Source organism: Xanthobacter sp. 91, from assembly GCF_000702385.1.
Classification (GTDB): Bacteria; Pseudomonadota; Alphaproteobacteria; order Rhizobiales; family Xanthobacteraceae; genus Xanthobacter; species Xanthobacter aminoxidans.
The window spans coordinates 2,101,075-2,124,518 of record NZ_JNIB01000001.1 but is presented as its reverse complement, the minus strand read 5'-3'; the positions used below and the strand labels follow the sequence as shown (position 1 = coordinate 2,124,518).

Sequence of the window (23,444 nt, the reverse complement as noted above, 5' to 3'; positions counted from 1 at the left end):
TCAGGCCGTTTCCAGTTCCAGCGTCAGCGTGTCGATGGAGAAGGAGCCGTCCGCCTCGAACTCGAAGTGGGTTGCCACGTCCGCGCTGGCGCCCGCCATCAGCGAGCGGATGGCGGCGACATGCAGCTCCGGCGTGCGGATGCGCGCCACCCAGGAGGCGAACTCCAGCCTCAGGCGCCGGTGCGCCGTGCGCACCACCCTGAACCCCGCCTCCTCGGCGATGCGGCTCCATTCGGAGGCGCTGTAGTCCCGTCCGTGGGAGGGATCGCGCAGCAATTCCACCGTCTGGAGGAAGGTGTCCGCCACCGGCCATTCGGGCGCGATCACGTCCATCATGACCACCTGCCCGCCTGCCTTCACCACTCGCCGCACCTCGGCAAGGGCCTGCGGCACATTCCGCCAGTGGTGCGCGCTGTAACGCGAAGCGACCATGTCGAAGCTGCCGTCGGCGAAGGGCAGGCGCTCAGCGACGCCCTGTTTCGTGGCGATGTTGGCGAGGCCCCGGGCCTTCGCCTCCGCCGCGACGGCGCCCAGCATGTCCTCGGACAGATCGTAGGCCACCACCTCGCCCGCGAACGGCGCGGCGGTGAAGCTCACATGCCCACCGCCGCAGCCGAGATCGAGCAGCCGGGCGGGCCGCGCCTCTTCCACGAGGGCCTTGAGCGCATCGAGATCAGCACCCCGCGCATGGACAGCGCTCGCCACATAGGCGGCGGCCTGCGGGCCGAACATCTCGACCACATGGGCCTCGTGACTGCGCGCGCCTGCACCTTCGGCGGCCATGGCTGATCTCCCCGATCCTCTTGCTACCTCCAGCATAGCCGGGGCGGCGTTTGACGCAAGCACGATTGTTCCTCTTTCGTTCTTGCGAGCGGGCCCGCCCTCCGCTACCTTGAGATGCAGACGGACAGCAGGCAGGGGGCGGCTGTGATCCAGCGGGTGGCGACAGTCGCGTTCGAGGGCGTCGAGGCGCGCCCAGTGGATGTTCAGGTGCATGTGGCGGCCGGCCTGCCGGCCTTCACCATCGTCGGCCTGCCCGACAAGGCCGTGACCGAGGCCAAGGAGCGTGTGCGCGCAGCGCTCATCGCGTCAGGGCTTGCCCTTCCGGCGCGGCGCATCACGGTGAACCTCGCCCCTGCCGACCTGCCCAAGGAAGGCTCCCATTACGATCTGCCCATCGCGCTGGGGCTGATGGCCGCCATCGGTGCCATCCCCGGCGATGCCCTCGCCGGCTTCACGGTCGTGGGCGAATTGGCCCTGGACGGCGCCATCGCGGCCGTGGCCGGCGTGCTTCCGGCAGCCATCGGCGCCAATGCGCGCGGGCACGGCCTCATCTGCCCCGCCCCGTGCGGTGCCGAGGCCGCCTGGGCCAGCCCCGACATGGACATCCTCGCCCCGCAGTCCCTCATCCAGCTCGCCAACCACATGACCGGACGCCAGGTGATGGGCCGGCCCGAGCCACGGATGAAACCGCCGGGAGACACCATGCTCGACCTCCGCGACGTGAAGGGCCAGGAGACCGCCAAGCGGGCGCTGGAGGTGGCCGCGGCCGGCGGCCACAATCTCCTGTTCGTCGGACCGCCGGGTGCCGGCAAATCCATGCTGGCGCAGCGCCTGCCGTCCATCCTGCCGCCGCTGTCGCCGGCCGAGATGCTGGATGTCTCCATGATCGCCTCGGTGGCCGGCACCATCGAGGACGGCGCGCTGATGGACCGCCGCCCGTTCCGCGCCCCGCACCATTCGGCCAGCATGGCGGCCATGGTCGGCGGCGGCGCCAAGGCGAAGCCGGGCGAGGTCTCGCTCGCCCACAATGGCGTTCTGTTCCTCGACGAACTGCCGGAATTCACGCCGCAGGTGCTCGATTCCCTGCGCCAGCCGCTGGAATCGGGCGAGGTCCTGATCGCCCGCGCCAACCATCGCGTCACCTATCCCGCGCGCTTCCAGCTCATCGCCGCCATGAACCCCTGCCGCTGCGGCCGCGCCGGGGAGCCCGGCTTCACCTGCAAGCGCGGGCCACGCTGTGCCGACGAATATCAGGCGCGGCTCTCCGGACCCTTCCTCGACCGCATCGATCTCCATCTCGAGGTGCCGTCGGTCTCGGCCTCGGACCTCGTGCTGCCGGCCCCGGCCGAAGGCTCGCGGGAGATTGCGGCCCGCGTCGCCATGGCGCGGGAGATCCAGCTGGAGCGCTATGCCGCCCTCGGCCGACCCGATGTGCGCACCAATGCCGAGGCTTCCGGACCCTTGCTGGAGGCGGTTGCGACGCCCGATTCGGCCGGAGCGATCCTGCTTCGCGATGCCGCCGACGCCATGCGGCTCAGCGCCCGCGGCTATCACCGGGTTCTGAAGGTGGCGCGCACCCTCGCCGATCTCGATGGCGCGGACGGGGTCGGCCGCCGCCATCTGGCGGAAGCCCTCGCCTATCGCGCCGCAGCGGAACGGCCAAGGGCGGCGGCCTAGAGTGGCGGCGGCGTAGACCGGCTGCCGCGCAGAAATTGTCCGGCACCACAGCGGTGCCGGACGGGAGCGGAACGACCGCCGCCTCAGCGCATGGCGTTGACGGCGAGGCCCTCGATATAGGTGATCTGGGCGAGGTCGCCCGGCTGCACCTTCTGCACGTCGGCGAGCACCTTGTCGTTGGCGGCGCGCACCACGCGGACGTTGCCGTCCGGCCCCTCGAAGGTCACGGTGCCGGCGGCCGGGTCGAGGCCCACGAAGATGGAGGTCAGCGTGACCTCGCGGATGCCGAAGCCCTCCGGCCAGCCCGGCAGGCCGTCCGTGATGACGACCTCCGCCATCACTTCGCCCGGCTTGCCCTGGTGCGCCTTGCCGAGCGCGGTGACGACGCCCGGCGCCACGCGGATGAGCAGGTTCTCGCCCACCCGGTAGAGCGAGAGGTCGCCCAGCAGCGGGGGCGCGATCACCGCCCAGCGGCGGCCCGCGGGATCTTCCAGCACCACACGACGGGTAGCGGGATCAGCCGACACGAACTTGGCCTTGTACGCGAGCACGTTCACCTGCCCGATGCCCTGCACGAACACCTGGGTCACCTCGACCGGCATCGGACGCTGCTGCGCCTCAGCGCCCACTGGCCCAACAAGAGCGAGGCCGGCAAGGAGCGCGGCCGAAAGGTGCATGCGCGTGGAAATCATGTCGTCCCCCCAACGAATCACAGGCGCGGACGCGCCGGGAGCCTGCCGCTATCACCTGAGGCGCCGTAGCGGCAAGGCGGGATCGCGAGGCGCTGGCGCGGCGGGTCCACCCATTGTCACAATCGCGTCGGAAAACTATGGTGATGCTGGCGTTCAAGTCCTGGGCACCCGCCTGAAGCGGGGCAACTTCCAGGTCGCTCCTCGCAGCCAGTGCGGCGCGTCGGCCGGGCAGTTACGCTCTGGACGGCGCACGGGCGGAGGAGCGATACCAAGCGTTGGGTGAGGCACGCCCGCCGTCGGCGGCGGCCCGGAGTGGGGCTCGTTGCGATGAAAAGAATGGGACAGCCGGATCCCGGCTTCAACCTGCCAGCCCTGTTCGGCCGCGGCTTCGACGTCGCCCGCGACGCGGCGCGGGATTTCGCCCGCGATTTCGCCAAGGACCTGAAGAAGGATTTCGGCCGCGAGGGCGCCACGCCCATGTTCGGGACCGAGCCCGGTGCCTTCCCCTTCCTGCGGCCGCAGCACGCCGCACCCGGCGCGCGCCCTGCCATGCCGGCGCCGCAGAAGCTGGTGACGGATTTCCGCGCCTATTCGGGCCTGCGCCACCGCGACGCCGTGCCGACCGCGCCGGAGAGCATCGTCCTCGGCCGGCTCGGCGCGCTGGAGGTGCGGCTCGCCCGCACCGCGCGCGACGTGCGCCGCGCCCAGCGCCTGCGCTACAAGGTGTTCTACGAGGAGATGTCGGCCACCCCCGACGCCACCACGCGCCTCGCCCGGCGCGACATGGACAGCTTCGACACCATCTGCGACCACATCCTGGTGCTGGACCACGACGCCGGCAAGATCGTGCTCGGCCGGCGCAAGCCCAAGGTGGTGGGCACCTATCGCCTGCTGCGGCAGGAGGTGGCGAACCGCCACGGCGGTTTCTACACCCAGGGTGAGTTCGATGTGGGCGGGGTCATCGCCGCCCATCCGACCCTGCGCTTCCTGGAACTCGGCCGCTCCTGCGTGCTCAAGCCCTACCGCAACAAGCGGACCGTCGAACTGCTGTGGCACGGGGTGTGGACCTACATCCTGCGCAACAAGATCGACGCCATGTTCGGCTGCGCCAGCCTCGAGGGCACCGACCCGGCGGAACTCGACCTGCCGCTGTCCTTCCTGCACCACAACGCCATGGCCCCGGAAGAGTGGCGCGCGCGGGCCGTCGAAGGCCGGCACGTCTCCATGAACCGGATCGCCAAGGCCGACATCGACATGAAGAAGGCGCTGCAGGCGCTGCCGCCCCTCATCAAGGGCTATCTGCGGCTCGGCGGCTTCGTCGGCGACGGCGCCGTGGTGGACCACCAGTTCGGCACCACGGATGTGCTCATCATCCTGCCGGTCTCGGTCATCAGCCCGCGTTATGTGGAGCATTTCGGCCCCACCGCGAATCGTCACGCCATCTGAGCGTTGGCAGGCCGCGCCGGGCCGTGCATAAGCTGCGCCCTCAGGAGAGGGCGCCATGATCGAGATCACGCCCCGCATCGCCATCGCCGAGGACGAGATCGAACTCGCCTTCGTGCGCGCGTCCGGGCCGGGCGGGCAGAACGTCAACAAGGTATCGAGCGCGGTCCAGCTGCGCTTCGATGCGGCGCGCTCGCCCAACCTGCCGGAGGGCGTGAAGATGCGCCTCGCCCGCCTCGCCGGCCGGCGCATGACGCAGGATGGCGTCATCGTCATCCAGGCCCAGCGTTTCCGCACCCAGGAACGCAACCGGGAAGATGCCATCGAGCGGCTGGTGGAGCTGATCCGCGCCGCCACCGTGGTCATGCCCGTGCGACGGCCCACGCGCCCCACCCTCGCCTCGAAGGAGCGGCGCCTTGCCGCCAAGGACCGGCGGGGTCAGGTGAAATCCATGCGGCAATCGAAGCCGGATTCGGACTAAAGGACGCTCGGAAAAGAGATTAGCGCGCCGCCTTCAGCAGGCGGTCGGCGGCGGCCCGGGCCTCTTGCGTCACGGTCGCGCCGGCGAGCATGCGGGCGATCTCCTCGCGCCGCGTGCTGGCGGTGAGGGCGTTGACGCGGGTGGTCACCGGCGCATCCGGGTCCACCACGTCCAGGGCGCTCGCCTTGGCGATGAGGAGGTGGTTGCGCGCCCGGGCGGCCACCTGCGGCGCGTGGGTCACGCACAGCACCTGCACCCGCTCGGCGAGACGGCCGAGGCGCTGGCCGATGGCGTCCGCCACCGCGCCGCCCACGCCGGTGTCGATCTCGTCGAAGATCAGCGTCGGGGCCGAGCCGCGATCCGCCAGCACCACCTTCAGCGCCAGGAGGAAGCGCGCCAGCTCGCCGCCGGAGGCCACCTTCATCAGCGCGCCGGGTCGCGTGCCGGGATTGGTGCGTACCCAGAACTCCACCTGGTCCTGGCCGCCCGGTCCCGCCGCGGCGGGGTCGGTGGTGACGCGGGTGATGAAGCTCGCCCGCTCCAGCTTGAGCGGCGGCAGCTCCGCCGCAACCGCCTTGTCGAGCACGGCGGCGGCGCTGTGGCGCGCGCGGGACAGGTCCTCGGCGGCGGTCCGATAGGCGGCCTCGGCTTCGGTCACGCTCGCTTCCAGCCGCGCCAGCGTCGCGGCGCTGCGGTCGAGGCGCTCCAGATCGGACTGATAGCGGGCGGCGAGGGCCGGCAGGTCGTCGGCGCTGACATGATATTTGCGGGCGGCCGCCCGGAGCGCGAACAGCCGCTCCTCGATGCGCTCCAGCTCGCGGGGATCGAAATCGGCATCGGCACGAGCGGCTTCCAGATGCTGGCGCGCCGTCTCCAGCGCATCAAGCGCCTGGTCGATGGCCTCGACGGCCGGACGCACCAATGCCTGGGCGTCGCCGGCCCGGCGCTCCAGCCGGCGCACGGCGGCGGCCAGCGACGGCACGGGCGAGCTGCCGCCGGAGACCGCATCCAGCGCCTCGTCGAGATCGCCGGCGATCTTCTCCGAGCGCATCATGGCGGTGCGCCGCTCGGAAAGCGCGAGTTCCTCGCCCGGCTCCGGGCCCAACGCGGAGAGCTCTTCCACCGCGTGGCGAATGAAGTCGGCCTCGCGGGCGGCGATTTCCAGCCGCTCCCGTTCGTCCTTCGCTTCGGCGAGCGCAGCGCGCCACGCGCGCCACAGGTCGCCCACGGCCGTGACCTTGCCGGTGAGGGTGCCGAAGGCATCGAGCAGGAGCCGGTGGCTCGCGGCGTCCACCATGGCGCGGTCGTCATGCTGGCCGTGCAGCTCGATGAGGCTCGATCCGATGAGGCGCAGCGTCTGCACGCTCACCGCCTCCTCGTTGACGCTGGCGCGGGTGCGCCCGTCGGCCATCTGGATGCGGCGAATCACCAGTGGCCCCTCGTCGGGCAGCTCGGCTGCGGCGAGGATGGCGTGGGCTGGATGGTCGGCGGAGAGATCGAAGGTGAGCGTCACCTGCCCCTTGGGCTGGCCGTGGCGCACCAGGGCGCCGTCGCCCCGCCCGCCAAGGGCGAGGGACACGGCATCGAGCAGTATCGATTTGCCGGCACCCGTCTCACCGGTCAGGACCGTGAGGCCCTCCGACAGGGTGAGATCGAGCTTCTCGATAAGGACGATGTCCCGGATCGAGAGCGTCGCCAGCATGGAATATCAGCCAAGCCCCATCTTCTTGAACGCCTGGCTGATCCAGGACGCCTTGTTCTCCTGCGGCTCGGCCCCTCCGGACTGAACCAGCTTGTAGGCGTCCTTATACCACGAGCTGTCGGGGAAGTTATAGCCAAGCACGGCCGCGGCCGTCTGCGCCTCGCCGACGATGCCCATGGCCATGTAGCACTCGGTGAGGCGATAGAGGGCTTCCTCCACCTGCCGGGTCGTCTGGTACTGGGTCACGACCACCTTGAAGCGGTTGATGGCGCCCGTGTAGTTGCGCTGCTCCAGATAGTAGCGGCCGATGGCCATCTCCTTGCCGGCGAGCTGGTCGCGGGCGACCTCGATCTTCCGCTTGGCGGTGGCGGCATACTCGGTGTTGGGATACTTGCGCACCACATTCTCGAGCGCGTCGAGGGCCTGACGCGTCTTGCGCTGGTCGCGGGTGATGTCGGGAATGTTCTCGTAGAGCGCCGAAGCGACGAGATACTGGGCGTAGGCGGCGTCGGCCGAGCCCGGGTAGAGCGCAATGTAGCGCTTTCCGACGCCGATCGCCTCGTCGTACTTGCCCGCCTCGAAATAGGAATAGGTGGTCATGAGCAGCGCCTTGCGCGCCCATTCCGAATAGGGGTGGGTCCTGTCCACATCCTCGAAGCGCTTGGCCGCCTTTTCCGGCTCCTGCCGGCGCAGCAGGGTCAGGCCCTCGTTGTAGATCTTCTCGGCCGGCTCGTCGGGGGGAATGGTGTCGTCCTTGTCGCTGGCGCAGCCGGAGACGAGGAGACCCATGGCCACGGCAAGCACCAGCATCCCGCCGCGCACGAGCGCAGCCGTCAGCGCGGCACCACGCAGGAGGGCGCGCATGGGCAGGACATCGTTCAAGAATCGCATCACGGTTCAGCTTCCGTCCCGCGCCTCAAGGCGCCGCTTGTAACCGAAGGATCGCGCCGGGGAAAACCGCACGGCCGGCAAACCGCCAGCCGGGCACATCCGCCCCACTCCTCGACACGCTCCCTGCTCGTTTCCCCCCATTTCGGGCCACGGCAGGCACTGCCTGCGCGCGTCCGGAATACCTCGACCCCCGCGCCCATGGCCACGGCAGGAAAACAGCCCCTCCGCGCTATCGGTGCTTTCAGTCGGCAATGTGGCGGCGGGCGCTCGCGCGTGCCTTCGGCGGCGAGAGTGTGGCCGCCCCGCCACGCCGGCTCACGCAGCGCGAGGGCGAGCGGCATCTAAATCGGAACGGGGTTAAGACTTCGCAAGCGCGCGGCCGGCCTCGCCCTCCGGGCCCAGGCGACCGGCCCAAGCCAAAACAGAAGCGGCGCCCGAGGGGGCGCCGCAGCTTCAGGATGAGGAAGACCCGATTGGAAGATCAGATTTCCGGGGCGAACACCGGAACCGGGCTGGAGACGACCATCTCGGCGCCCACGGTGTCGCGGACGGGCCGGACCGGAGCCTCGACGAGGGCATAGTTGGCGCGGTCGGCGAGCAGGGCGTCCACCACCTGGAAGTTCAGCTTGTGGCCGCCGCGGAAGGAACGGTAACGCGCCAGCAGGGGCATGCCGGCGAGGGCGAGATCGCCCACCGCGTCGAGCGCCTTGTGGCGGACGAACTCGTCGGAGAAGCGCAGACCCTCGGGGTTCAGCACGCCGCTCTCGTCGAGGCAGACGGTGTTCTCAAGGGCGGCGCCGCGGGCGTAGCCGGCAGAGCGCAGACGCTCCACATCCCTGAGGAAGCCGAAGGTGCGGGCGGGCGCCAGTTCGCGGCGGAACACGGCCGGAGACATGGTGGCGGCGAAGCGCTGGCGGCCGATCAGATCGTGGCCGAACTCGATCTCCACCTCGAGGCGGAAACCGGCTTCGTAGGGCAGAAGCTCGCCGAAGGACGCGCCGTTCTCGACGCGGACGGGCTTGAGCACCTTGAGGAACTTGCGGCGGCCGCGCACTTCGGTGACGCCGGCGGCGTCGATGGCGGCCACAAAATCGCCCGCGCTGCCGTCGAGGATCGGAACTTCGGGGCCGTCGATCTCGACCGTGGCATTGTCCACGCCGAGGCCGCTCAGGGCCGCGAGGACGTGCTCGACGGTGGAGACAAGGGCGCCGGAGCGATCGCCGAGAACGGTGGCGAGGTCGGTGGCCTGAACGGAACGGCGGCTGACGGTGGCCTTGCGGGGCGCCTGATCGGCGAAGGAGCGGATGAAGACGACACCAGTGTTCGCGGACGCGGGCTTCAGGGTGATGGTCGCTTCGACCCCGGCGTGAACGCCGACACCCTTGAGTGCGATTTCGCGAGCCAGAGTGGTCTGCATCTTTGGTGCGTCCCGTTTCGGGGAAGTTTCCGGCTAACGGGTGTGTCCCGCCTGCCGCACTCCTTCCCTCAAACCTTCACCTTGGGTCCCAACTTTCGCCCCGGTTGTACAAAGAAATTGTCAACACGGCCGGCGAGTCGGTCCCTCAGGATGGGTGCACCCTAGTCGTCACGGGGGGTGACGCCAAATCACGCTTGCTTACCCTCTGTTACGAACGCCCTTTCTCAATTTCTGATTAACTATCAAATAGTTAGTGGCAAGTTTCAGGGCGCCGGACAGGCCTCTGTTACAGCCGTTCGGAGGGTCCTGGGCAATCGAATCGGGAGAGATGTGGCGCGAAAGCCACAGGGTCCGGGCGTCTCGAAGCCGCCCCTGGGCGAACAGATCGGTTGCCGCGGATTGGCCGCGAAAAGGGCGGCAGGGGGGCCGGCAGCCGGCACCGGGGAGACCAGTGCCGGCCGAACTTTCATCGAACGTCCGTTCGCCGGACCTCAGTTCGCCTGACGGCGCAGGAAGGCCGGGATTTCCAGCTGGTCGTCGTCATGGTGCGGGCCGGGACGCGAGGGCACCTCGGCGGCCGGACGCATGGGCGGACGCTTGGCGAACTCGGACACCGGCGGCTCACCGCCACGCGAGGGCATGGTCGGGCGGGCATCGCGCGGCTCGCCACGGCCTTCGGCGCGGGGATCGGGACGCTGCTGCTCGGGACGGCGCTCGGGAGCGCGCATGCTGGGCTGCTCGCGGCGCGCGGGCTCGGGTTCCGGCTCCTCGCGGCGACCGACGTGGGCGAGGCGCTGCAGCAGCGTCATGCGCTTCTTGTCCGGCTGGGCCTGCTCCACCGGCGGCTCGCCCCGCTGGGCGCGGATCTGGTTCTGCGCGGGCAGCGGCAGCTCGTCGACGCGGGGCATGCGCGGCGAACGCGGACGCTGGCCGGCCGGCGGGATGTAGGGGGCGAACTCGTCCTCCACCATCGGCGCGGGCTGGGGCGCGGGCTCCGGCTCGGCGAAATAGGTGGGCTTGGGCGGCGCAGTGCGGATGGTCACGTCGTCGATGGCGACGGCGCGGTCAGCCGGGGCCTGCTGGGACTGAGCCGGCGGGGCATAGGCCTGGGGCGCATAGGCCTGCGGCGCCTGGCCCTTCTGGGCGGCGTCTTCCATGGCGATCAGGTCTTCGGCCTGGATCGCGGCCACGGCGCTGCGGATCTGCGCCTCGCGGGTGGCCTCGACGGCAGCCCGGCCGGCGTTGGAGATCTTGCGACCACCCAGATCGGGGAAGCGGTCGGCGACCGGCTGCAGCTGCTCGGGGATCACCGCCGGGTCGATGCCGGTGGCCACCACGGAGACGCGGATGATGCCGTCGAGCATCTCGTCGAAGGTCGCGCCGAGGATGATGTTGGCGTCGGGGTCCACTTCCTCGCGGATGCGGGTCGCCGCCTCGTCCACCTCGAACAGGGTCATGTCCTTGCCGCCGGTGATGGAGATCAGCAGCCCGCCGGCGCCGCGCATGGAGGTCTCGTCCAGCAGCGGGTTGGCGATGGCGGCCTCGGCGGCCTGGATGGCGCGCTTGTCGCCGGAGGCTTCGCCCGTGCCCATCATGGCCTTGCCCATGTCGCGCATCACGGCGCGCACGTCGGCGAAGTCGAGGTTGATGAGACCTTCCTTCACCATCAGGTCGGTGATGCAGGCGACGCCCGAATAGAGCACCTGGTCGGCCATGGCGAAGGCGTCGGCGAAGGTGGTCTTCTCGTTCGCCACCCGGAACAGGTTCTGGTTCGGGATGACGATGAGGGTGTCGACGCTCTTCTGCAGCTCGCTGATGCCGTGCTCGGCGACGCGCATGCGGCGCTGGCCCTCGAAGTGGAAGGGCTTGGTCACCACGCCGACGGTCAGGATGCCGAGCTCGCGGGCCGCGCGGGCCACCACGGGGGCAGCGCCGGTGCCGGTGCCGCCGCCCATGCCGGCGGTGATGAACACCATGTGCGAGCCGGACAGGTGATCGCGGATCTCGTCGATGACTTCCTCGGCGGCGGCGCGGCCGACCTCGGGCTGGGAGCCGGCGCCGAGACCCTCGGTCACCGCCACGCCCATCTGCACCACGCGCTCGGCCTTGGTGAGGGCGAGGGCCTGGGCATCGGTGTTCGCCACCACGAACTCCACGCCGTGGAGCCCGGAGGTGATCATGTTGTTAACGGCGTTGCCGCCGGCGCCGCCCACACCGAACACCGTGATCCGGGGACGAAGCTCACGAATGTCGGGCATCTGAAGGTTGATCGTCATGCTATTGCTCCGTCCCGATCGGCCCTGTCCGCCGCTCGCGAATCCTTGATGACCTCTTTGTTACGGCAGCTTTCGTTAACCATGTCTAAAAGCTGTCCTTCAGCCAGCGGCCAACGCGACCGAAATAGCCCGGTCCCTCGCCCACTGCCGCCTGCCGCCGGCGCGGCTCGAAGTGTTCGAGCCCTGCCACCTGCGGATAGACGAGAAGACCTGCCGTCACCGCGAAGGCGGCGCCGCGCGCAGCCTCGGGAAGACGGGAAACGCCAAGCGGGCGGCCGATTCTGACCTGCGGGCCGATGACCCGCGCCACGAGATCGGCAAGCCCCTGAAGCTGCGCCGCGCCGCCGGTGAGCACGATGCGCCGGCCGGCATCCCCGGCATGGCCGGAGGCCCTGAGGCGATCGCGCAACAGTTCAACGATTTCCTCCGCCCGCGGCTTCACGATGGTGACGAGCCGGGACTTGGGAACCATGTGCGGCTGGTCGCGCGAATCACCCGACAAGGGCGGCACGGTCAGCATGTCGTGGTCGTCGGAGGAGACCGCCACCACGGCCCCGTGCAGCGCCTTCAGGCGCTCGGCATCGGCGAGGCGCGCGGGCATCCCGCGGGCGACATCGTTGGTGATGTGCTGGCCGCCCAGCGCCACGCCGTCCACGTAGAGACAATGGCCGCCGGCGACGATGGAGAAGGTGGTGGTGCCAGCCCCCATGTCGATGAGGGTGACGCCCAGTTCCATCTCGTCGTCGGTGAGCGAGGACAGCGCCGCCGCGTAGGGCGCCGCTACCATGGCCTCGATGGAGAGATGGCAGCGCTCGACGCACAGCACGAGATTCTTCAGCGCGGTGAGGTCGGCGGTGATGACGTGCATGTCGGCGCCGAGCTCGCGCCCAAGCATGCCGCACGGCTCACCGATGCCGCGCCGGCCGTCCAGCGAATAGCCCACCGGCAGCGCGTGCATCACGGCGCGGCCGTCGCCCACCGCGTAGGTGGAGGCGGCCTCCAGCACGCGGCGGATGTCGAATTCCTCCACCGCCGGGGCGGAGAGGCGCACCGCGGCCTCGTAATGCTGGGAGGCGAGCCGGCCGCCGGAAACGCCGACCACCACCGAGGCGATCTGCACGCCCGAGGCACGCTCGGCCATGTCCACCGCCTGGCGGATGGCGAGTTCCGCCTTGGCCATGTCCACCACCGCGCCGCCCTTGATGCCGTGGGCACGGGTGTGGCCGATGCCGAGCACGTCGATGGCGTGGGTACGGCGCGTCAGCACGTCCGATGCGCCGCGCGGCTTCAGGCGGGCAATGGCGCAGACCACCTTGCTGGTGCCGATGTCCAGCACCCCGACGATGCCGCCCTTCTTCGGCGGCAGCGGGCGCATCTTGGGTGCGAAGCCCTGGGCGAGCCGTCCCCTCATGCGGGGCCTCCCTTCTTTGACTTGGCGCGGGCCTTGAGCATTTCGGCACGGGCGGCGGCGGCAGCGTCGGACTGGCGCACCACCACGCGATCCGGCAGGCGCAGGTCGACGATGGTGATGTCGCGGCTGAGCAGTTTCTTCTCTCGGTCGAGGTCCATGAGGGCGACGAGAGCCCCCTCCAGATTCTCTTCCGGCAGGCGCACGTCGATGCCGTTGCGCGTCTTCAGCGTCCAGCGTCGCTCCGCGACGAAGATGGCGGCGCGCACCTGCTCCTTGAGGGCGGGCAGGCGGGCGAGCACGTCGACGATCTCGCCCACATGATTCTGCGCGCCTTCGCCCACCACGATGGGCAGCTGCACGTAGCGCGGATCGTCCGAATAGGGTGCGATGGGCGTGCCGTCGCGGGCGATCACCTTGAGTTCGCCGTTGATCTGCCAGAGCGCATAGGCCTGGCGCTCGGAGACCGCGATCTCGATCCGGTCGGGATAGAACTTGCGCACGCTGGCGCTGGCGATCCACGGCAGCGATTCGAGCCGGGCGCGCATCTCGTCCGCGTTCAGGAACAGGATGGAGGTGGAGGACTTGATGCCCGCCGTCTCCAGGATCTGTGCCGGCGTGACGTGATTGTGCCCGGAGATGTTGACTTCCTTCACCTTGAAGCCGGCGAGGTTGCCGGCGGCGTCCGCCACGTCGATGGCGATGCCCTTCGCCTCCTCCACATGGCCGCCGAGCACGGTGCCGTAGGCGGAGAAGCCGCCGATCACCGCGATGGCGAGGAGGCTGGCGCTGCGCCGGCCCAAGCGCGAGGTGGACATGCGCACCGACAGGCGGCGCAGGAAAAGGGCGAGGCGGCTGGCGGGCCGGGGATCGATGGCGAGGCGCTTGTGCCGCCCGGGGGGCGGCGCCGGGGCGCGGGGCGCGGCATCGGGCCTTGCGCCATAGCCTGCACCGGGGCGCTGCGGGGGTCGCCTGCCCGCGCCGGGGCGGGGTCCTAGCGATCCAGCGACGCGTCCTCCACCATCCATGTCACAAGCTCGCCGAATGAGATGCCCGCGTGAGCGGCCAGTTCTGGCACCAGAGACGTCCGCGTCATGCCGGGCTGGGTGTTGACCTCGAGACAGACGAGGCCAGAGGCATCGCCCTTCGACGGGTCGAAGCGAAAATCGCTCCGCGACACCCCCCGGCACCCGAGAGCTCGATGCGCCGTGAGGCTTAACATCTGCACCCGTTGGTAAATTTCGGGTAAAATGCGCGCGGGAAGGATGTGACGAGAGCCGCCCGGTGCATACTTGCTTTCGTAATCGTAAAACGCTTGGGTCGATTCGATTTCAATGACATCGAAGACTTTGTCGCCCATCACGGCGCAGGTCAGCTCGAGCCCGGCAATAAATTCCTCCACAAGAAGATTTTCACCGAGGGTCCAGTCCTCGCGCGTCAATTCCTGCGGCGGGTGCTCCTGGTCCTCGCGCACGATGAAGACGCCGACGCTGGAGCCGCCGGTATTGGGCTTCAGCACGTAGGGCCGTTCCATGGCATGGGCCTTGGCGGCCGCGGCCCGGCTGACCAGCCCGCCCTTGGCCACTGGCACGCCGGCCGCGGCCAGCATGATGCGCGCCTGCGCCTTGTCCATGGCCAGCGCCGAGGCCAGCACGCCGGAATGGCTGTAGGGAATGCGCAGGATTTCGAGGATGCCCTGGATGGTGCCGTCCTCGCCCGGCGCGCCGTGCAGCACGTTGATCACCACGTCCGGCTTGAGACGCGCCAGCACCTCGGCGACATCGCGGCCCACGTCGACCGGCGTCACGCGGTAGCCGGCGCCTTCCAGAGCGGCGGCGCAGGCGGCGCCCGAATTGAGCGAGACCTCCCGCTCGGAGGACCATCCGCCCATCAGCACCGCCACGTGTTTGGCCATCGACGTCATTCCCGTTCCGTTACCGGCGCGCGCCGGCGCCTGCTCTGAAGAGAGCAGCTTTGCGCCAGCACCATGGCGCGGTCCGGTTTTAGGTTTTGCTAATGGCTCAGACGGGGGAGAGCGGAAGCCCGATGCGCTTGATCTCCCATTCCAGCGTCACGCCGGAATTGTCCTTCACCCGCCGGCGCACCTCCTCGCCCAGCCCCTCTATCTCCGCCGCCGTGGCGCCGCCGAGATTGATGAGGAAGTTGGTGTGCAGCTCCGACACCTGCGCGCGGCCGATGGTGAGCCCCCGGCACCCGGCGGCGTCCACCAGCTTCCAGGCGCTGGTCCCCGGCGGGTTCTTGAAGGTGGAGCCGCCGGTGCGGCTCTTGATGGGCTGGGTCGCCTCCCGGCTTTCGGTGATCTTGGCCATCTCGGCCGCGATCTCCGCGGGATCACCGGGGCGGCCCTCGAAGGTGGCGCGGGTGAAGATCACGTCGTCCGGCACGCCGCAATGGCGGTAGGTGAATCCCATCTGCGCATTGGTGAACCGCACCTTCTGCCCGGCGCGGGTGACGCCTTCCGCCTCCACCAGCACGTCCTTGGTCTCGCCGCCATAGGCGCCGCCGTTCATGCGCAGGGCGCCGCCAATGGCGCCGGGGATGCCACGCAGGAAGGAGAAGCCGGCGAGCCCCGCATCAGCTGCCGCGCGCGCCACCTTCACATCCGGCACGCCGGTGCCGGCAACGATGCGCGTGCCATCGACGCTCACGTCGGTGAAGCCACGGCCGAGGCGGATCGCGATGCCGGGCACACCGCCGTCGCGCACGATGAGGTTGGAGCCGAGGCCGATCACCGTCACCGGAAGATCAGCCGGGATATGGGCCAGGACATAGGCGAGGTCGTCGGCATCGGCCGGCAGGAACAGGAGCTGCGCGGGGCCACCGACCCGAAACCAGTTGAAATCGGCGAGCGGCGCATTGGCGGTGAGCGTGCCGCGCAGCTGCGGCAGGAGCGGCCGCAAGGCGGGCAGAAGATCAGGGAATGCGGCGGGGGCCGCCCCGCTGGTCTCGGCCATGCTCATGGTGTCACCGGTCCTTCGGGCGTGCCTCTCCCACACATGCGGCGACAGGGCAAGCCGGGCGATTTCCCGATGGCCACGGCCGTGGCATCATGCGGCTCCGTTCGCCTGGAGCTGCCCACCATGAGCGAAGACGCGCTTCCCCCCGACACCAAGCTCACCACCACCAAGCAACGCTGGGCCGAGGAAGGCCGCTTCCTCACCGGCCGCGTCGCCCGCGCGGACGCCGAACGCCTGCCACCCGGCCAGCATCTGGTGCGCGACTGGCCGGTGCTCGACCTCGGGCTCCAGCCGGTGGTGACGCGTGAATCCTTCCGCCTGGACGTGACCGGCGCGGTGGAGACCGCCCTCTCGCTGGACTGGGCGGCGTTCTCCGCCCTGCCCCAGAGCCGCAGCCTCAGCGACATCCACTGTGTGACCACCTGGTCGCGCTACGACAATAATTGGGAAGGGGTGCTGACCCGCGACCTGCTGGAAGCCGTGCGCCCCGCCCCGCACGCCACGGCGGTGATGCTGCACAGCTATGACGGCTACACCACCAATCTCCTGCTGGCCGACTTCGCCTCCGAGGACGCCCTCATCGCTCACAGCTGGGAAGGCCGCCCGCTGACGCAGGAACACGGCGCCCCCGCGCGCCTCGTGGTGCCGCACCTCTATTTCTGGAAAAGCGCCAAGTGGATCAAGGCCATCGAGTTCATCGCCCGTGACAAGGCCGGCTTCTGGGAAGAGCGCGGCTACCACATGCGCGGCGACCCGTGGGCCGAGCAGCGCTATTCGGACGATTGAGGAATTACCGTCCGAACGATCCCCGCAGGACTGTCATGGCCCGGTTCGTCCGGGCCATCCACCCCGCCAGTCGTCCGGTGATGGGCGTCCAGCACCCGCTTCGCTCCACCGTGGATCGCCCGCACAAGGCGGGCGATGACGGCGTGAAAGGAAGCTCGAAAGAAGACACCGACCGCGCCACCCTCACGCCGCCCGGCGGCGCGTGACCTCGGAGCGGGCGAAGAGTTCGGCCACCCAGTCCACGAACACGCGCAGCCGGCTGGTGAGGTGGCGGCTCGGCGGATAGACCACGTGGATGGGCATCTCTCCGGCCCCCCAGTCGGTGAGGATGGGCACCAGCGCGCCCGAGGCGAGGTGCTCCTCCACCTGGAACACCGGTGACATGACCGCGCCGAGCCCGGCCAATGCCGCGGCGATATAGGCGTTGCCGTCATTGGTGGCGACGCTGTAGCGCCCGGTCAGCTCCACCACCTCGTCGCCGCGCGTGAAGTCGAAGGGGTGGTAGCGGCCGCTCTGCTGACTGAAGTAGCGGATGAGCTTGTGCGTCTCCTCGAAATCGAGGGGATGCCGGGGCGTGCCGTAGCGCGCGAGATAGCCGGGCGACGCCGCCGTGACGAAGCGCAGGACGCCGATGCGCCGCGCCACGAGGTTCGGGTCCTGGATCTCGCCGACGCGGATCACGCAGTCCACGTTTTCGCCCAGGAGGTCCACCGGCCGGTCCGTGCACCCCACGTCCAGCGCGATGTCGGGATAGCGCTCCAGGAAATCCGGCAAGGCGGGCATCAGCAGTCGCGTCGCCAGCGAAGGCGAGATGTCGATGCGCAACTTGCCGCGCGGCACCGCCTGCGCGGAGGAGAGAGAGCCGTCCAGTTCGTCGATGTCGTGGAGAATGGCGAGCGCCCGCTCGTAATAGGCCGCCCCGTCCGGCGTTACCGTCACCCGGCGCGTGGTGCGGTTGAGCAGGCGGGTCTGCAGGTGCCCCTCAAGCGTCTGGATATGCTTGGTGAGCGTCGCCTTCGGCATCCTCAGGAGGTCGGCGGAGCGGGTGAAGCTGCCCGTTTCCACAACCCGGGTGAATGCGCGCATTGCAGCAAGCTGGTCCATGCGAGGCCCTTGAATGCGTCATTGTTCCCAATCATGAACAATGAACTCACGAACTGGCGATTTATCCCCTTCTAGATCGCCAATATGGTTTCCGCATCGCACAAGGGCGTGAGAGCCGGGGAATGGCTTACCGCCCAAAAGGACGAGACAGATGACCCCGACCAGCCAGACCATCACCCTCGAGACCGGGACCGGCGCGCTGCCGGCGCGGCTCTATGGGTCGCGGCCGGAGAAGGGGTATGCACCGCTCGTCTTCCACCTGCACGGCGGCGCCTTCACTGGCGGCACGCTGGAGTGCGGGGCCTATATCTCCGGCATCCTCGCGGCGGCCGGGGCGGTGGTGGTCTCGGCGGATTATCCGCTGGCCTGCGAGCACCCCTTCCCCTTCGCCCTCACCGCGCTTTTTGCCGCCGTCACCGATGTCTACCGCCGCCGGGCCGCCCTCGCGGGGCGCGGCGCGCCGCTCTATCTCGCCGGGGAGGAATCGGGTGGCAACCTCGCCGCCGGCCTCGCCATGATGGCGCGTGACCAGCGCTCCCCTCCCATCGCCGGGCAGATCCTCGTCTCGCCCATGCTCGACCCCAGCCTCGCCACCGCCTCCATCCGCCGCGCCGATGCCGGCAGCTGCGGCTGCAAGTGGGCGGACGGCTGGCAGACCTATCTCGGCTCGCCCGAGAAGGCCGCCCATCCCTATGCCGCGCCCCTCGCCTCCTCCCGCCTCGGCGCTCTGCCGCCGGCTCTGGTGGTGAGCGCGGAGGACTGCCCCATGTGCGACGAGAGCCGGCGCTACGCCGATGCGCTCGCCTCGGCCGGCGTGCCGACCTGCGTGCACATCCTGCCGGGGCCGACCGAATGGCCCGACAGCATTTCGTGTCCGGCGCCGAAACCGGCCGCCTGGACGGGCGCCATGCGCGACCTGTTCCGCGATTTCTTCGTTTCCACGCGTCCCGCTTCACGGTCCGGTCGGCTCAAGGCCGATCCGGCCGTCCTTTGACAGACCGACCGCCAAGGACTGCCCCCATGACCGCCCAGACTTCCGCCCAGACTTCCGCCCCGAACGACACGCCCCCCACCCCTGAGTCCGCCTCCACCAAGCCCGCCGCGAAGAAGTCCCGTCTCCGGGAAGCCCTGCTGCTCGGCACCGCCGCGCTCTTCGCGGTGTTCGGCGTGCTTTATGGCCTGCCCAAGGAGGGCGGCGCCCACGCCGACAAGCCCGCCGCTGCTGCGGCGGCGGCTCCGCCAGCCGTGCCGGTTTCGGTGGCCACCGTCGAGCAGCGCGACACCCGCCTGTTCGACACCTTCTCCGGCCGTCTGGAGGCGGTGGAGCGGGTTGAAGTGCGCTCCCGCGTCGCCGGCGCCATCAAGGCGGTGCATTTCCGCGAGGGCGCTCTGGTGCGGGAGGGCGAACTGCTCGTCTCCATCGATTCCGAGCCCTACGAGGCCGACGTGGCCGAGGCCGAGGCGCAGGTCGCCTCCGTCCAGTCGCGGCTCGAACTCGCCCGCAACGAGCTGGAACGCGGCGAGAAGCTGTTCACCACCAAGACGCTCTCCCAGAGCACTTTGGACGAGCGCCTCAACGGCCAGCGCGCCGCCGAGGCCGGGCTCCGGGCCGCGCAGGCGAAGCTCGCCGCGGCGAAGCTCAATCTCTCCTACACCAAGGTCCGCGCCCCGGTGGCGGGCCGCGTCGGCAAGTCGGAGATCACGGTGGGCAATCTCGTGGCCGCCGGCCCCGGCGCGCCGGTCCTTACCACCCTCGTCTCGGTGGATCCCATCTACGCCAGCTTCAGCGCCGACGAGGCAACCGTCGCCCGCGCCCTCGCCGGGCTCGGTGGCGGCGGTGACGTCGCCGACCGGCTCGACCAGATCCCGGTGCTGATGACCGTCGCCGCCGGCACGCCGCCGGTGGAAGGCGTCATGCAGCTGGTGGACAACCAGGTCGATCCGCGCACCGGCACGGTCCGCGTCCGCGCCCGCTTCGCCAATCCGGACGGACGGCTCCTGCCCGGCCAGTTCGTGCGGCTGGAAATGGGCCAGCCCAAGGCCGCGCCTGCCGTGCTCGTGAGCGAGCGGGCCGTGGGCACGGACCAGGACAAGAAGTTCGTCTTCGTGGTGGATGCCTCCAACAAGGCGGTGTGGCGCGAGGTGACGCTCGGCGCCCCGGTGGACGGCCTGCGCGTCGTCACCAACGGCCTGTCGGCGGGCGAGCGCGTGGTGGTCAACGGCCTGCATCGCGTGCGCCCCGGCGCCGCGGTGACGCCCGAGCCCGTCCCCATGCGGGTGAGCGAGGCAGCGACGACCCGCACGAACTGACACGAGCCGCCTTCCCGGTCCTAACCGGGGAGGCCTCCAGCGAATTCGCCTCGCCCCCTCCCCGCACGGAGGGGGTCGGGAGAGGGCTGCGCCGGACGTAAACGCCCCCTCGTCCGGTGCAGCCCCTCACCCCCATTGCCGGACCGATCCCGCGCGCAGACCGCTGCGGGGACGGCCGGTTGCGTCCCGCGTTCCGCCCCTTTCATCCAGCCGCCCCGAGGCGGGAGGGTTCCATGAACCTGTCCAGATTCTTCATCGACCGCCCGATCTTCGCCGGCGTGCTCTCCGTCCTCATCTTCCTTGCCGGCCTCATCGCCATGCGGGCCATGCCCATCTCGGAATATCCAGAGGTGGTGCCGCCGCAGGTGGTGGTGCGCGCCACCTATCCCGGCGCCAATCCCAAAGTGATCGCCGAAACCGTCTCGACCCCGCTGGAGGAATCCATCAACGGCGTCGAGGGCATGCTCTACATGTCGAGCCAGGCCACCACCGACGGCATCATGACGCTAACCGTCACCTTCAAGCTGGGCACCGACCCGGACAAGGCGCAGCAGCTGGTGCAGAACCGCATCTCCCAGGCGGAGCCGCGCCTGCCGGAAGAGGTGCGACGTCTCGGCGTCACCACGGTGAAGTCCTCGCCCGACCTCACCATGGTGGTTCACCTCATTTCCCCCAACAACCGCTACGACACCACCTATCTGCGCAACTACGCGGTGCTGAACGTGAAGGACCGCCTCGCCCGCATCGACGGCGTGGGGCAGGTGCAGTTGTTCGGTGCCGGCGACTATTCCATGCGCATCTGGCTCGACCCGCAGAAGGTGGCCGAGCATGGCCTTAGCGCCGCCGACGTGGTGCGGGAGATCCGCGCCCAGAACGTGCAGGCGGCGGCCGGCGTGGTCGGCGCCTCCCCCGGTGCGCCGGGTCTCGATCTTCAGCTCTCCATCAACGCCCAGGGCCGCCTCGCCAACGAGGAGGAGTTCGCCAACATCGTGGTGAAGAGCGGCACCAACGGCGAGATCGTGCTGCTGAAGGACGTGGCGCGCATCGAGCTTGGCGCGTCCGAATATGCCCTGCGCTCGCTCCTCAACAACACCCAGGCGGTGGCGGTGCCGATCTTCCAGGCGCCGGGCTCCAACGCCATCCGCATCGCCGACGACACGCGGCGGGTGATGGAGGAGATCAAGCAGAACATGCCGGAGGGCGTGGACTATTCCATCGTCTACGACACCACCCAGTTCGTCCGCGCCTCCATCGAGGCGGTGATCCACACGCTGCTGGAGGCCATCGCTCTGGTGGTGCTGGTGGTGATCGTGTTCCTCCAGACCTGGCGCGCCTCCATCATCCCGCTGCTCGCGGTGCCGGTCTCCATCGTCGGCACGTTCGCGGTGATGTACGTGTTCGGCTTCTCCATCAATGCGTTGACGCTGTTCGGCCTGGTGCTCGCCATCGGCATCGTGGTGGATGACGCCATCGTCGTGGTGGAGAATGTGGAGCGCAACATCGAGGGCGGCCTCTCCCCCCGCGAGGCCACCTACAAGGCCATGCGGGAGGTGTCCGGCCCCATCATCGCCATCGCCCTCGTGCTGATCGCGGTGTTCGTGCCGCTCGCCTTCATCACCGGCCTCACGGGGCAGTTCTACAAGCAGTTCGCCCTCACCATCGCCATCTCGACGGTGATCTCGGCCGTCAACTCGCTGACCCTCTCGCCCGCTCTGTCGGCGCTGCTGCTGAAGGGTCACGACGCGCCGAAGGACTGGCTCACCCGCGTCATGGACCGGCTGTTCGGCTGGTTCTTCCGCGGCTTCAACAAGGCGTTCGTGCGCGGCTCCGGCGCCTATGGCGGCGTGGTGCGCCGGGTGATCGGGCAGAAGGTGCTGATGCTCGGCCTCTACATCGTGCTCGTCGCTCTGACCGGCGTGCTGTTCAAGGCGGTGCCTCCGGGCTTCGTGCCGGGGCAGGACAAGCAGTATCTGGTGGGCTTCGCCCAGCTGCCGGACGGCGCCACCCTCGACCGCACCGAGGAGGTGATCCGCAAGATGAGCGACATCGCCCTGAAGGAGCCGGGCGTGAAGTCGGCCATCGCCTTCCCCGGCCTCTCCATCAACGGCTTCACCAACTCGTCCAACTCCGGCATCGTCTTCGTCGGTCTCGACGAATTCGAGGCACGCCGCGACCCGTCGCTGAACGGCAATGCCATCGCCATGAAGCTGAACGGCAAGTTCGCCGGCATCCCCGATGCGATGATCGCCATGTTCCCGCCCCCGCCGGTGCAGGGGCTCGGCACCATCGGCGGCTTCAAGTTCCAGATCGAGGATCGCGCCGGCCTCGGCTATGCCGCCCTCGACGAGGCCACCAAGGCCTTTCTCACGGCGGCGCGGCAGGCGCCGGAGCTGGCCGGCCTGTTCTCCTCCTTTCAGGTGAACGTGCCGCAGCTCTTCGCCGACATCGACCGGGTGAAGGCGCGCCAGCTGAACGTCGCCGTCACCGACGTGTTCGAGACCATGCAGATCTATCTCGGCTCGTCCTATGTGAACGACTTCAACAAGTTCGGCCGCACCTACACGGTGCGCGTCCAGGCCGACGCCCCCTTCCGCGCCCGGGCAGAAGACGTGGGCACGCTGAAGGTGCGCTCGCAGACCGGCGAGATGATCCCGCTCTCCGCGCTGCTCAAGGTGCGCTCATCGGCGGGGCCGGAGCGGGCCATGCGCTACAACGGCTTCCTCTCCGCCGACGTGAACGGCGGCGCCGCGCCCGGCTTCTCCTCGGGCGAGGCGCAGCAGGCGGTGGAGCGCATCGCGAAGGATACGCTGCCCAAGGGCTTCTCCTTCGAATGGACCGAGCTGACCTATCAGGACATCCTGGCCGGCAATTCGGCGGTGTTCGTGTTCCCGCTCGCCATCTTCCTCGTCTTCCTGGTGCTGGCGGCGCAGTACGAAAGCCTGATGCTGCCGCTCGCCATCATCATGATCGTGCCGACCGGCCTCTTCGCCGCCATGACCGGCGTGTGGCTCGCGGGCGGGGACAACAACGTCTTCACCCAGATCGGCCTCGTGGTGCTGGTGGGGCTCTCGGCGAAGAACGCGATCCTGATCGTGGAATTCGCCCGCGAGCTGGAATTCGAGGGCCGCACCCCGGTCCAGGCGGCCATCGAAGCGAGCCGGCTCCGGCTCCGGCCCATCCTGATGACCTCCCTCGCCTTCATCATGGGCGTGGTGCCGCTCGTCACCTCCATCGGCGCGGGCGCGGAGATGCGGCAGGCCATGGGCACGGCGGTGTTCGCCGGCATGATCGGCGTGACGGTGTTCGGCATATTCCTGACGCCGGTCTTCTACGTGATGCTGCGCGGGCTGGCCGGCAACCGGCCGCTCACCCAGCACGGGCACGGGACAGTGGGGAGCACGCCGGCCGCTCCCGCGCCCCACGCGCTTCAGCCGGGGGAGTAGTCCCTCCCGCAGGCGCTTGAACAAACTCCCTCTCCCCTTGCGGGAGAGGGCCG

Annotated in this window: 19 protein-coding genes; 8 read left to right on the top strand and 11 right to left on the bottom strand. The window is 69.4% G+C overall.

Going from position 1 to position 23,444, the window contains the following annotated elements:
* Positions 1-783 carry a class I SAM-dependent methyltransferase gene (locus A37E_RS0110105; protein ID WP_029556469.1) on the bottom strand — a complete coding sequence of 261 codons (783 nt, stop codon included), beginning with the start codon at positions 781-783 and terminating at the stop codon, positions 1-3.
* A 144-nt stretch (positions 784-927) separates the two neighbouring features.
* Here A37E_RS0110105 and A37E_RS0110100 point away from each other — a divergent pair, with 144 nt between their 5' ends.
* On the top strand, positions 928-2,460 hold the full coding sequence (locus tag A37E_RS0110100) for a YifB family Mg chelatase-like AAA ATPase (protein ID WP_024281268.1): 1,533 nt from the start codon (positions 928-930) through the stop codon (positions 2,458-2,460).
* 83 nt (positions 2,461-2,543) lie between these two features.
* On the opposite strand, the gene A37E_RS0110095 is transcribed toward A37E_RS0110100, so the two are convergent.
* Positions 2,544-3,152, bottom strand: coding sequence for a hypothetical protein (locus tag A37E_RS0110095; RefSeq protein WP_156026280.1), 609 nt, complete (start codon positions 3,150-3,152; stop codon positions 2,544-2,546).
* 327 nt (positions 3,153-3,479) lie between these two features.
* On the opposite strand from A37E_RS0110095, the gene A37E_RS0110090 reads away from it, so the two are divergent.
* Together A37E_RS0110090 and arfB are read left to right on the top strand one after the other, a co-directional pair.
* A complete protein-coding gene (locus tag A37E_RS0110090) occupies positions 3,480-4,598 on the top strand; it encodes a GNAT family N-acyltransferase (protein WP_029556467.1) in 1,119 nt (372 codons plus the stop codon).
* Between the two features lie 55 nt (positions 4,599-4,653).
* On the top strand, positions 4,654-5,076 hold the full coding sequence (gene arfB, locus A37E_RS0110085) for an alternative ribosome rescue aminoacyl-tRNA hydrolase ArfB (protein ID WP_024281271.1): 423 nt from the start codon (positions 4,654-4,656) through the stop codon (positions 5,074-5,076).
* A gap of 19 nt (positions 5,077-5,095) precedes the next feature.
* On the opposite strand, the gene recN is transcribed toward arfB, so the two are convergent.
* From recN to murB, 8 genes are all read right to left on the bottom strand, one after another.
* On the bottom strand, positions 5,096-6,778 hold the full coding sequence (gene recN, locus A37E_RS0110080; protein ID WP_029556466.1) for a DNA repair protein RecN: 1,683 nt from the start codon (positions 6,776-6,778) through the stop codon (positions 5,096-5,098).
* A 6-nt stretch (positions 6,779-6,784) separates the two neighbouring features.
* A complete protein-coding gene (locus tag A37E_RS0110075) occupies positions 6,785-7,669 on the bottom strand; it encodes an outer membrane protein assembly factor BamD (protein WP_029556465.1) in 885 nt (294 codons plus the stop codon).
* 481 nt (positions 7,670-8,150) lie between these two features.
* On the bottom strand, positions 8,151-9,086 hold the full coding sequence (gene lpxC / locus A37E_RS0110070) for a UDP-3-O-acyl-N-acetylglucosamine deacetylase (protein WP_029556464.1): 936 nt from the start codon (positions 9,084-9,086) through the stop codon (positions 8,151-8,153).
* 491 nt (positions 9,087-9,577) lie between these two features.
* Positions 9,578-11,362, bottom strand: a complete 1,785-nt coding sequence (gene ftsZ / locus A37E_RS0110065; RefSeq protein ID WP_029556463.1) for a cell division protein FtsZ — start codon at positions 11,360-11,362, stop codon at positions 9,578-9,580.
* An 85-nt stretch (positions 11,363-11,447) separates the two neighbouring features.
* Positions 11,448-12,773: a cell division protein FtsA gene (gene ftsA / locus A37E_RS0110060; RefSeq protein WP_024281276.1), complete on the bottom strand. Its 1,326-nt coding sequence runs from the start codon at positions 12,771-12,773 to the stop codon at positions 11,448-11,450.
* Positions 12,770-13,588, bottom strand: coding sequence for a cell division protein FtsQ/DivIB (locus A37E_RS0110055; protein WP_156026279.1), 819 nt, complete (start codon positions 13,586-13,588; stop codon positions 12,770-12,772). The genes ftsA and A37E_RS0110055 overlap by 4 nt, the downstream gene beginning before the upstream one ends.
* 176 nt (positions 13,589-13,764) lie before the next feature.
* Complete coding sequence (locus tag A37E_RS0110050; protein WP_197022953.1) at positions 13,765-14,694, bottom strand: D-alanine--D-alanine ligase; 930 nt, start codon at positions 14,692-14,694, stop codon at positions 13,765-13,767.
* Positions 14,695-14,791: 97 nt separating this feature from the next.
* A complete protein-coding gene (murB, locus tag A37E_RS0110045) occupies positions 14,792-15,751 on the bottom strand; it encodes a UDP-N-acetylmuramate dehydrogenase (RefSeq protein ID WP_245279307.1) in 960 nt (319 codons plus the stop codon).
* 120 nt (positions 15,752-15,871) lie between these two features.
* Between murB and A37E_RS0110040 the strand changes: the two genes are divergently transcribed.
* Positions 15,872-16,534 carry a sulfite oxidase-like oxidoreductase gene (locus tag A37E_RS0110040; protein ID WP_029556459.1) on the top strand — a complete coding sequence of 221 codons (663 nt, stop codon included), beginning with the start codon at positions 15,872-15,874 and terminating at the stop codon, positions 16,532-16,534.
* Between the two features lie 35 nt (positions 16,535-16,569).
* Complete coding sequence (locus A37E_RS26860) at positions 16,570-16,740, top strand: hypothetical protein (protein ID WP_156026278.1); 171 nt, start codon at positions 16,570-16,572, stop codon at positions 16,738-16,740.
* Here the strand turns inward: A37E_RS26860 and A37E_RS0110030 are convergent.
* Complete coding sequence (locus A37E_RS0110030; protein ID WP_029556458.1) at positions 16,718-17,638, bottom strand: LysR family transcriptional regulator; 921 nt, start codon at positions 17,636-17,638, stop codon at positions 16,718-16,720. The two genes, A37E_RS26860 and A37E_RS0110030, sit on opposite strands and share 23 nt — an antisense overlap.
* A 151-nt stretch (positions 17,639-17,789) precedes the next feature.
* Between A37E_RS0110030 and A37E_RS0110025 the strand changes: the two genes are divergently transcribed.
* From A37E_RS0110025 to A37E_RS0110015, 3 genes are all read left to right on the top strand, one after another.
* A complete protein-coding gene (locus A37E_RS0110025) occupies positions 17,790-18,632 on the top strand; it encodes an alpha/beta hydrolase fold domain-containing protein (protein ID WP_029556457.1) in 843 nt (280 codons plus the stop codon).
* Between the two features lie 26 nt (positions 18,633-18,658).
* A complete protein-coding gene (locus tag A37E_RS0110020; RefSeq protein WP_081837532.1) occupies positions 18,659-19,948 on the top strand; it encodes an efflux RND transporter periplasmic adaptor subunit in 1,290 nt (429 codons plus the stop codon).
* Between the two features lie 233 nt (positions 19,949-20,181).
* A complete protein-coding gene (locus A37E_RS0110015) occupies positions 20,182-23,391 on the top strand; it encodes an efflux RND transporter permease subunit (protein ID WP_029556455.1) in 3,210 nt (1,069 codons plus the stop codon).
* The last annotated feature ends 53 nt before the right edge of the window (positions 23,392-23,444 follow it).

What these genes read in the sequence shown, in the direction of transcription:
- A37E_RS0110105 (WP_029556469.1), bottom strand. Translation starts at nt 783, where the DNA reads ATGGCCGCCGAAGGTGCAGGCGCGCGCAGTCACGAGGCCCATGTGGTC.
- A37E_RS0110095 (WP_156026280.1), bottom strand. Translation starts at nt 3,152, where the DNA reads ATGATTTCCACGCGCATGCACCTTTCGGCCGCGCTCCTTGCCGGCCTC.
- A37E_RS0110090 (WP_029556467.1), top strand. Translation starts at nt 3,480, where the DNA reads ATGAAAAGAATGGGACAGCCGGATCCCGGCTTCAACCTGCCAGCCCTG.
- arfB (WP_024281271.1), top strand. Translation starts at nt 4,654, where the DNA reads ATGATCGAGATCACGCCCCGCATCGCCATCGCCGAGGACGAGATCGAA.
- recN (WP_029556466.1), bottom strand. Translation starts at nt 6,778, where the DNA reads ATGCTGGCGACGCTCTCGATCCGGGACATCGTCCTTATCGAGAAGCTC.
- A37E_RS0110075 (WP_029556465.1), bottom strand. Translation starts at nt 7,669, where the DNA reads ATGCGATTCTTGAACGATGTCCTGCCCATGCGCGCCCTCCTGCGTGGT.
- lpxC (WP_029556464.1), bottom strand. Translation starts at nt 9,086, where the DNA reads ATGCAGACCACTCTGGCTCGCGAAATCGCACTCAAGGGTGTCGGCGTT.
- ftsZ (WP_029556463.1), bottom strand. Translation starts at nt 11,362, where the DNA reads ATGACGATCAACCTTCAGATGCCCGACATTCGTGAGCTTCGTCCCCGG.
- ftsA (WP_024281276.1), bottom strand. Translation starts at nt 12,773, where the DNA reads ATGAGGGGACGGCTCGCCCAGGGCTTCGCACCCAAGATGCGCCCGCTG.
- A37E_RS0110055 (WP_156026279.1), bottom strand. Translation starts at nt 13,588, where the DNA reads ATGTCCACCTCGCGCTTGGGCCGGCGCAGCGCCAGCCTCCTCGCCATC.
- A37E_RS0110050 (WP_197022953.1), bottom strand. Translation starts at nt 14,694, where the DNA reads ATGACGTCGATGGCCAAACACGTGGCGGTGCTGATGGGCGGATGGTCC.
- murB (WP_245279307.1), bottom strand. Translation starts at nt 15,751, where the DNA reads ATGAGCATGGCCGAGACCAGCGGGGCGGCCCCCGCCGCATTCCCTGAT.
- A37E_RS0110040 (WP_029556459.1), top strand. Translation starts at nt 15,872, where the DNA reads ATGAGCGAAGACGCGCTTCCCCCCGACACCAAGCTCACCACCACCAAG.
- A37E_RS26860 (WP_156026278.1), top strand. Translation starts at nt 16,570, where the DNA reads ATGGCCCGGTTCGTCCGGGCCATCCACCCCGCCAGTCGTCCGGTGATG.
- A37E_RS0110030 (WP_029556458.1), bottom strand. Translation starts at nt 17,638, where the DNA reads ATGGACCAGCTTGCTGCAATGCGCGCATTCACCCGGGTTGTGGAAACG.
- A37E_RS0110025 (WP_029556457.1), top strand. Translation starts at nt 17,790, where the DNA reads ATGACCCCGACCAGCCAGACCATCACCCTCGAGACCGGGACCGGCGCG.
- A37E_RS0110020 (WP_081837532.1), top strand. Translation starts at nt 18,659, where the DNA reads ATGACCGCCCAGACTTCCGCCCAGACTTCCGCCCCGAACGACACGCCC.
- A37E_RS0110015 (WP_029556455.1), top strand. Translation starts at nt 20,182, where the DNA reads ATGAACCTGTCCAGATTCTTCATCGACCGCCCGATCTTCGCCGGCGTG.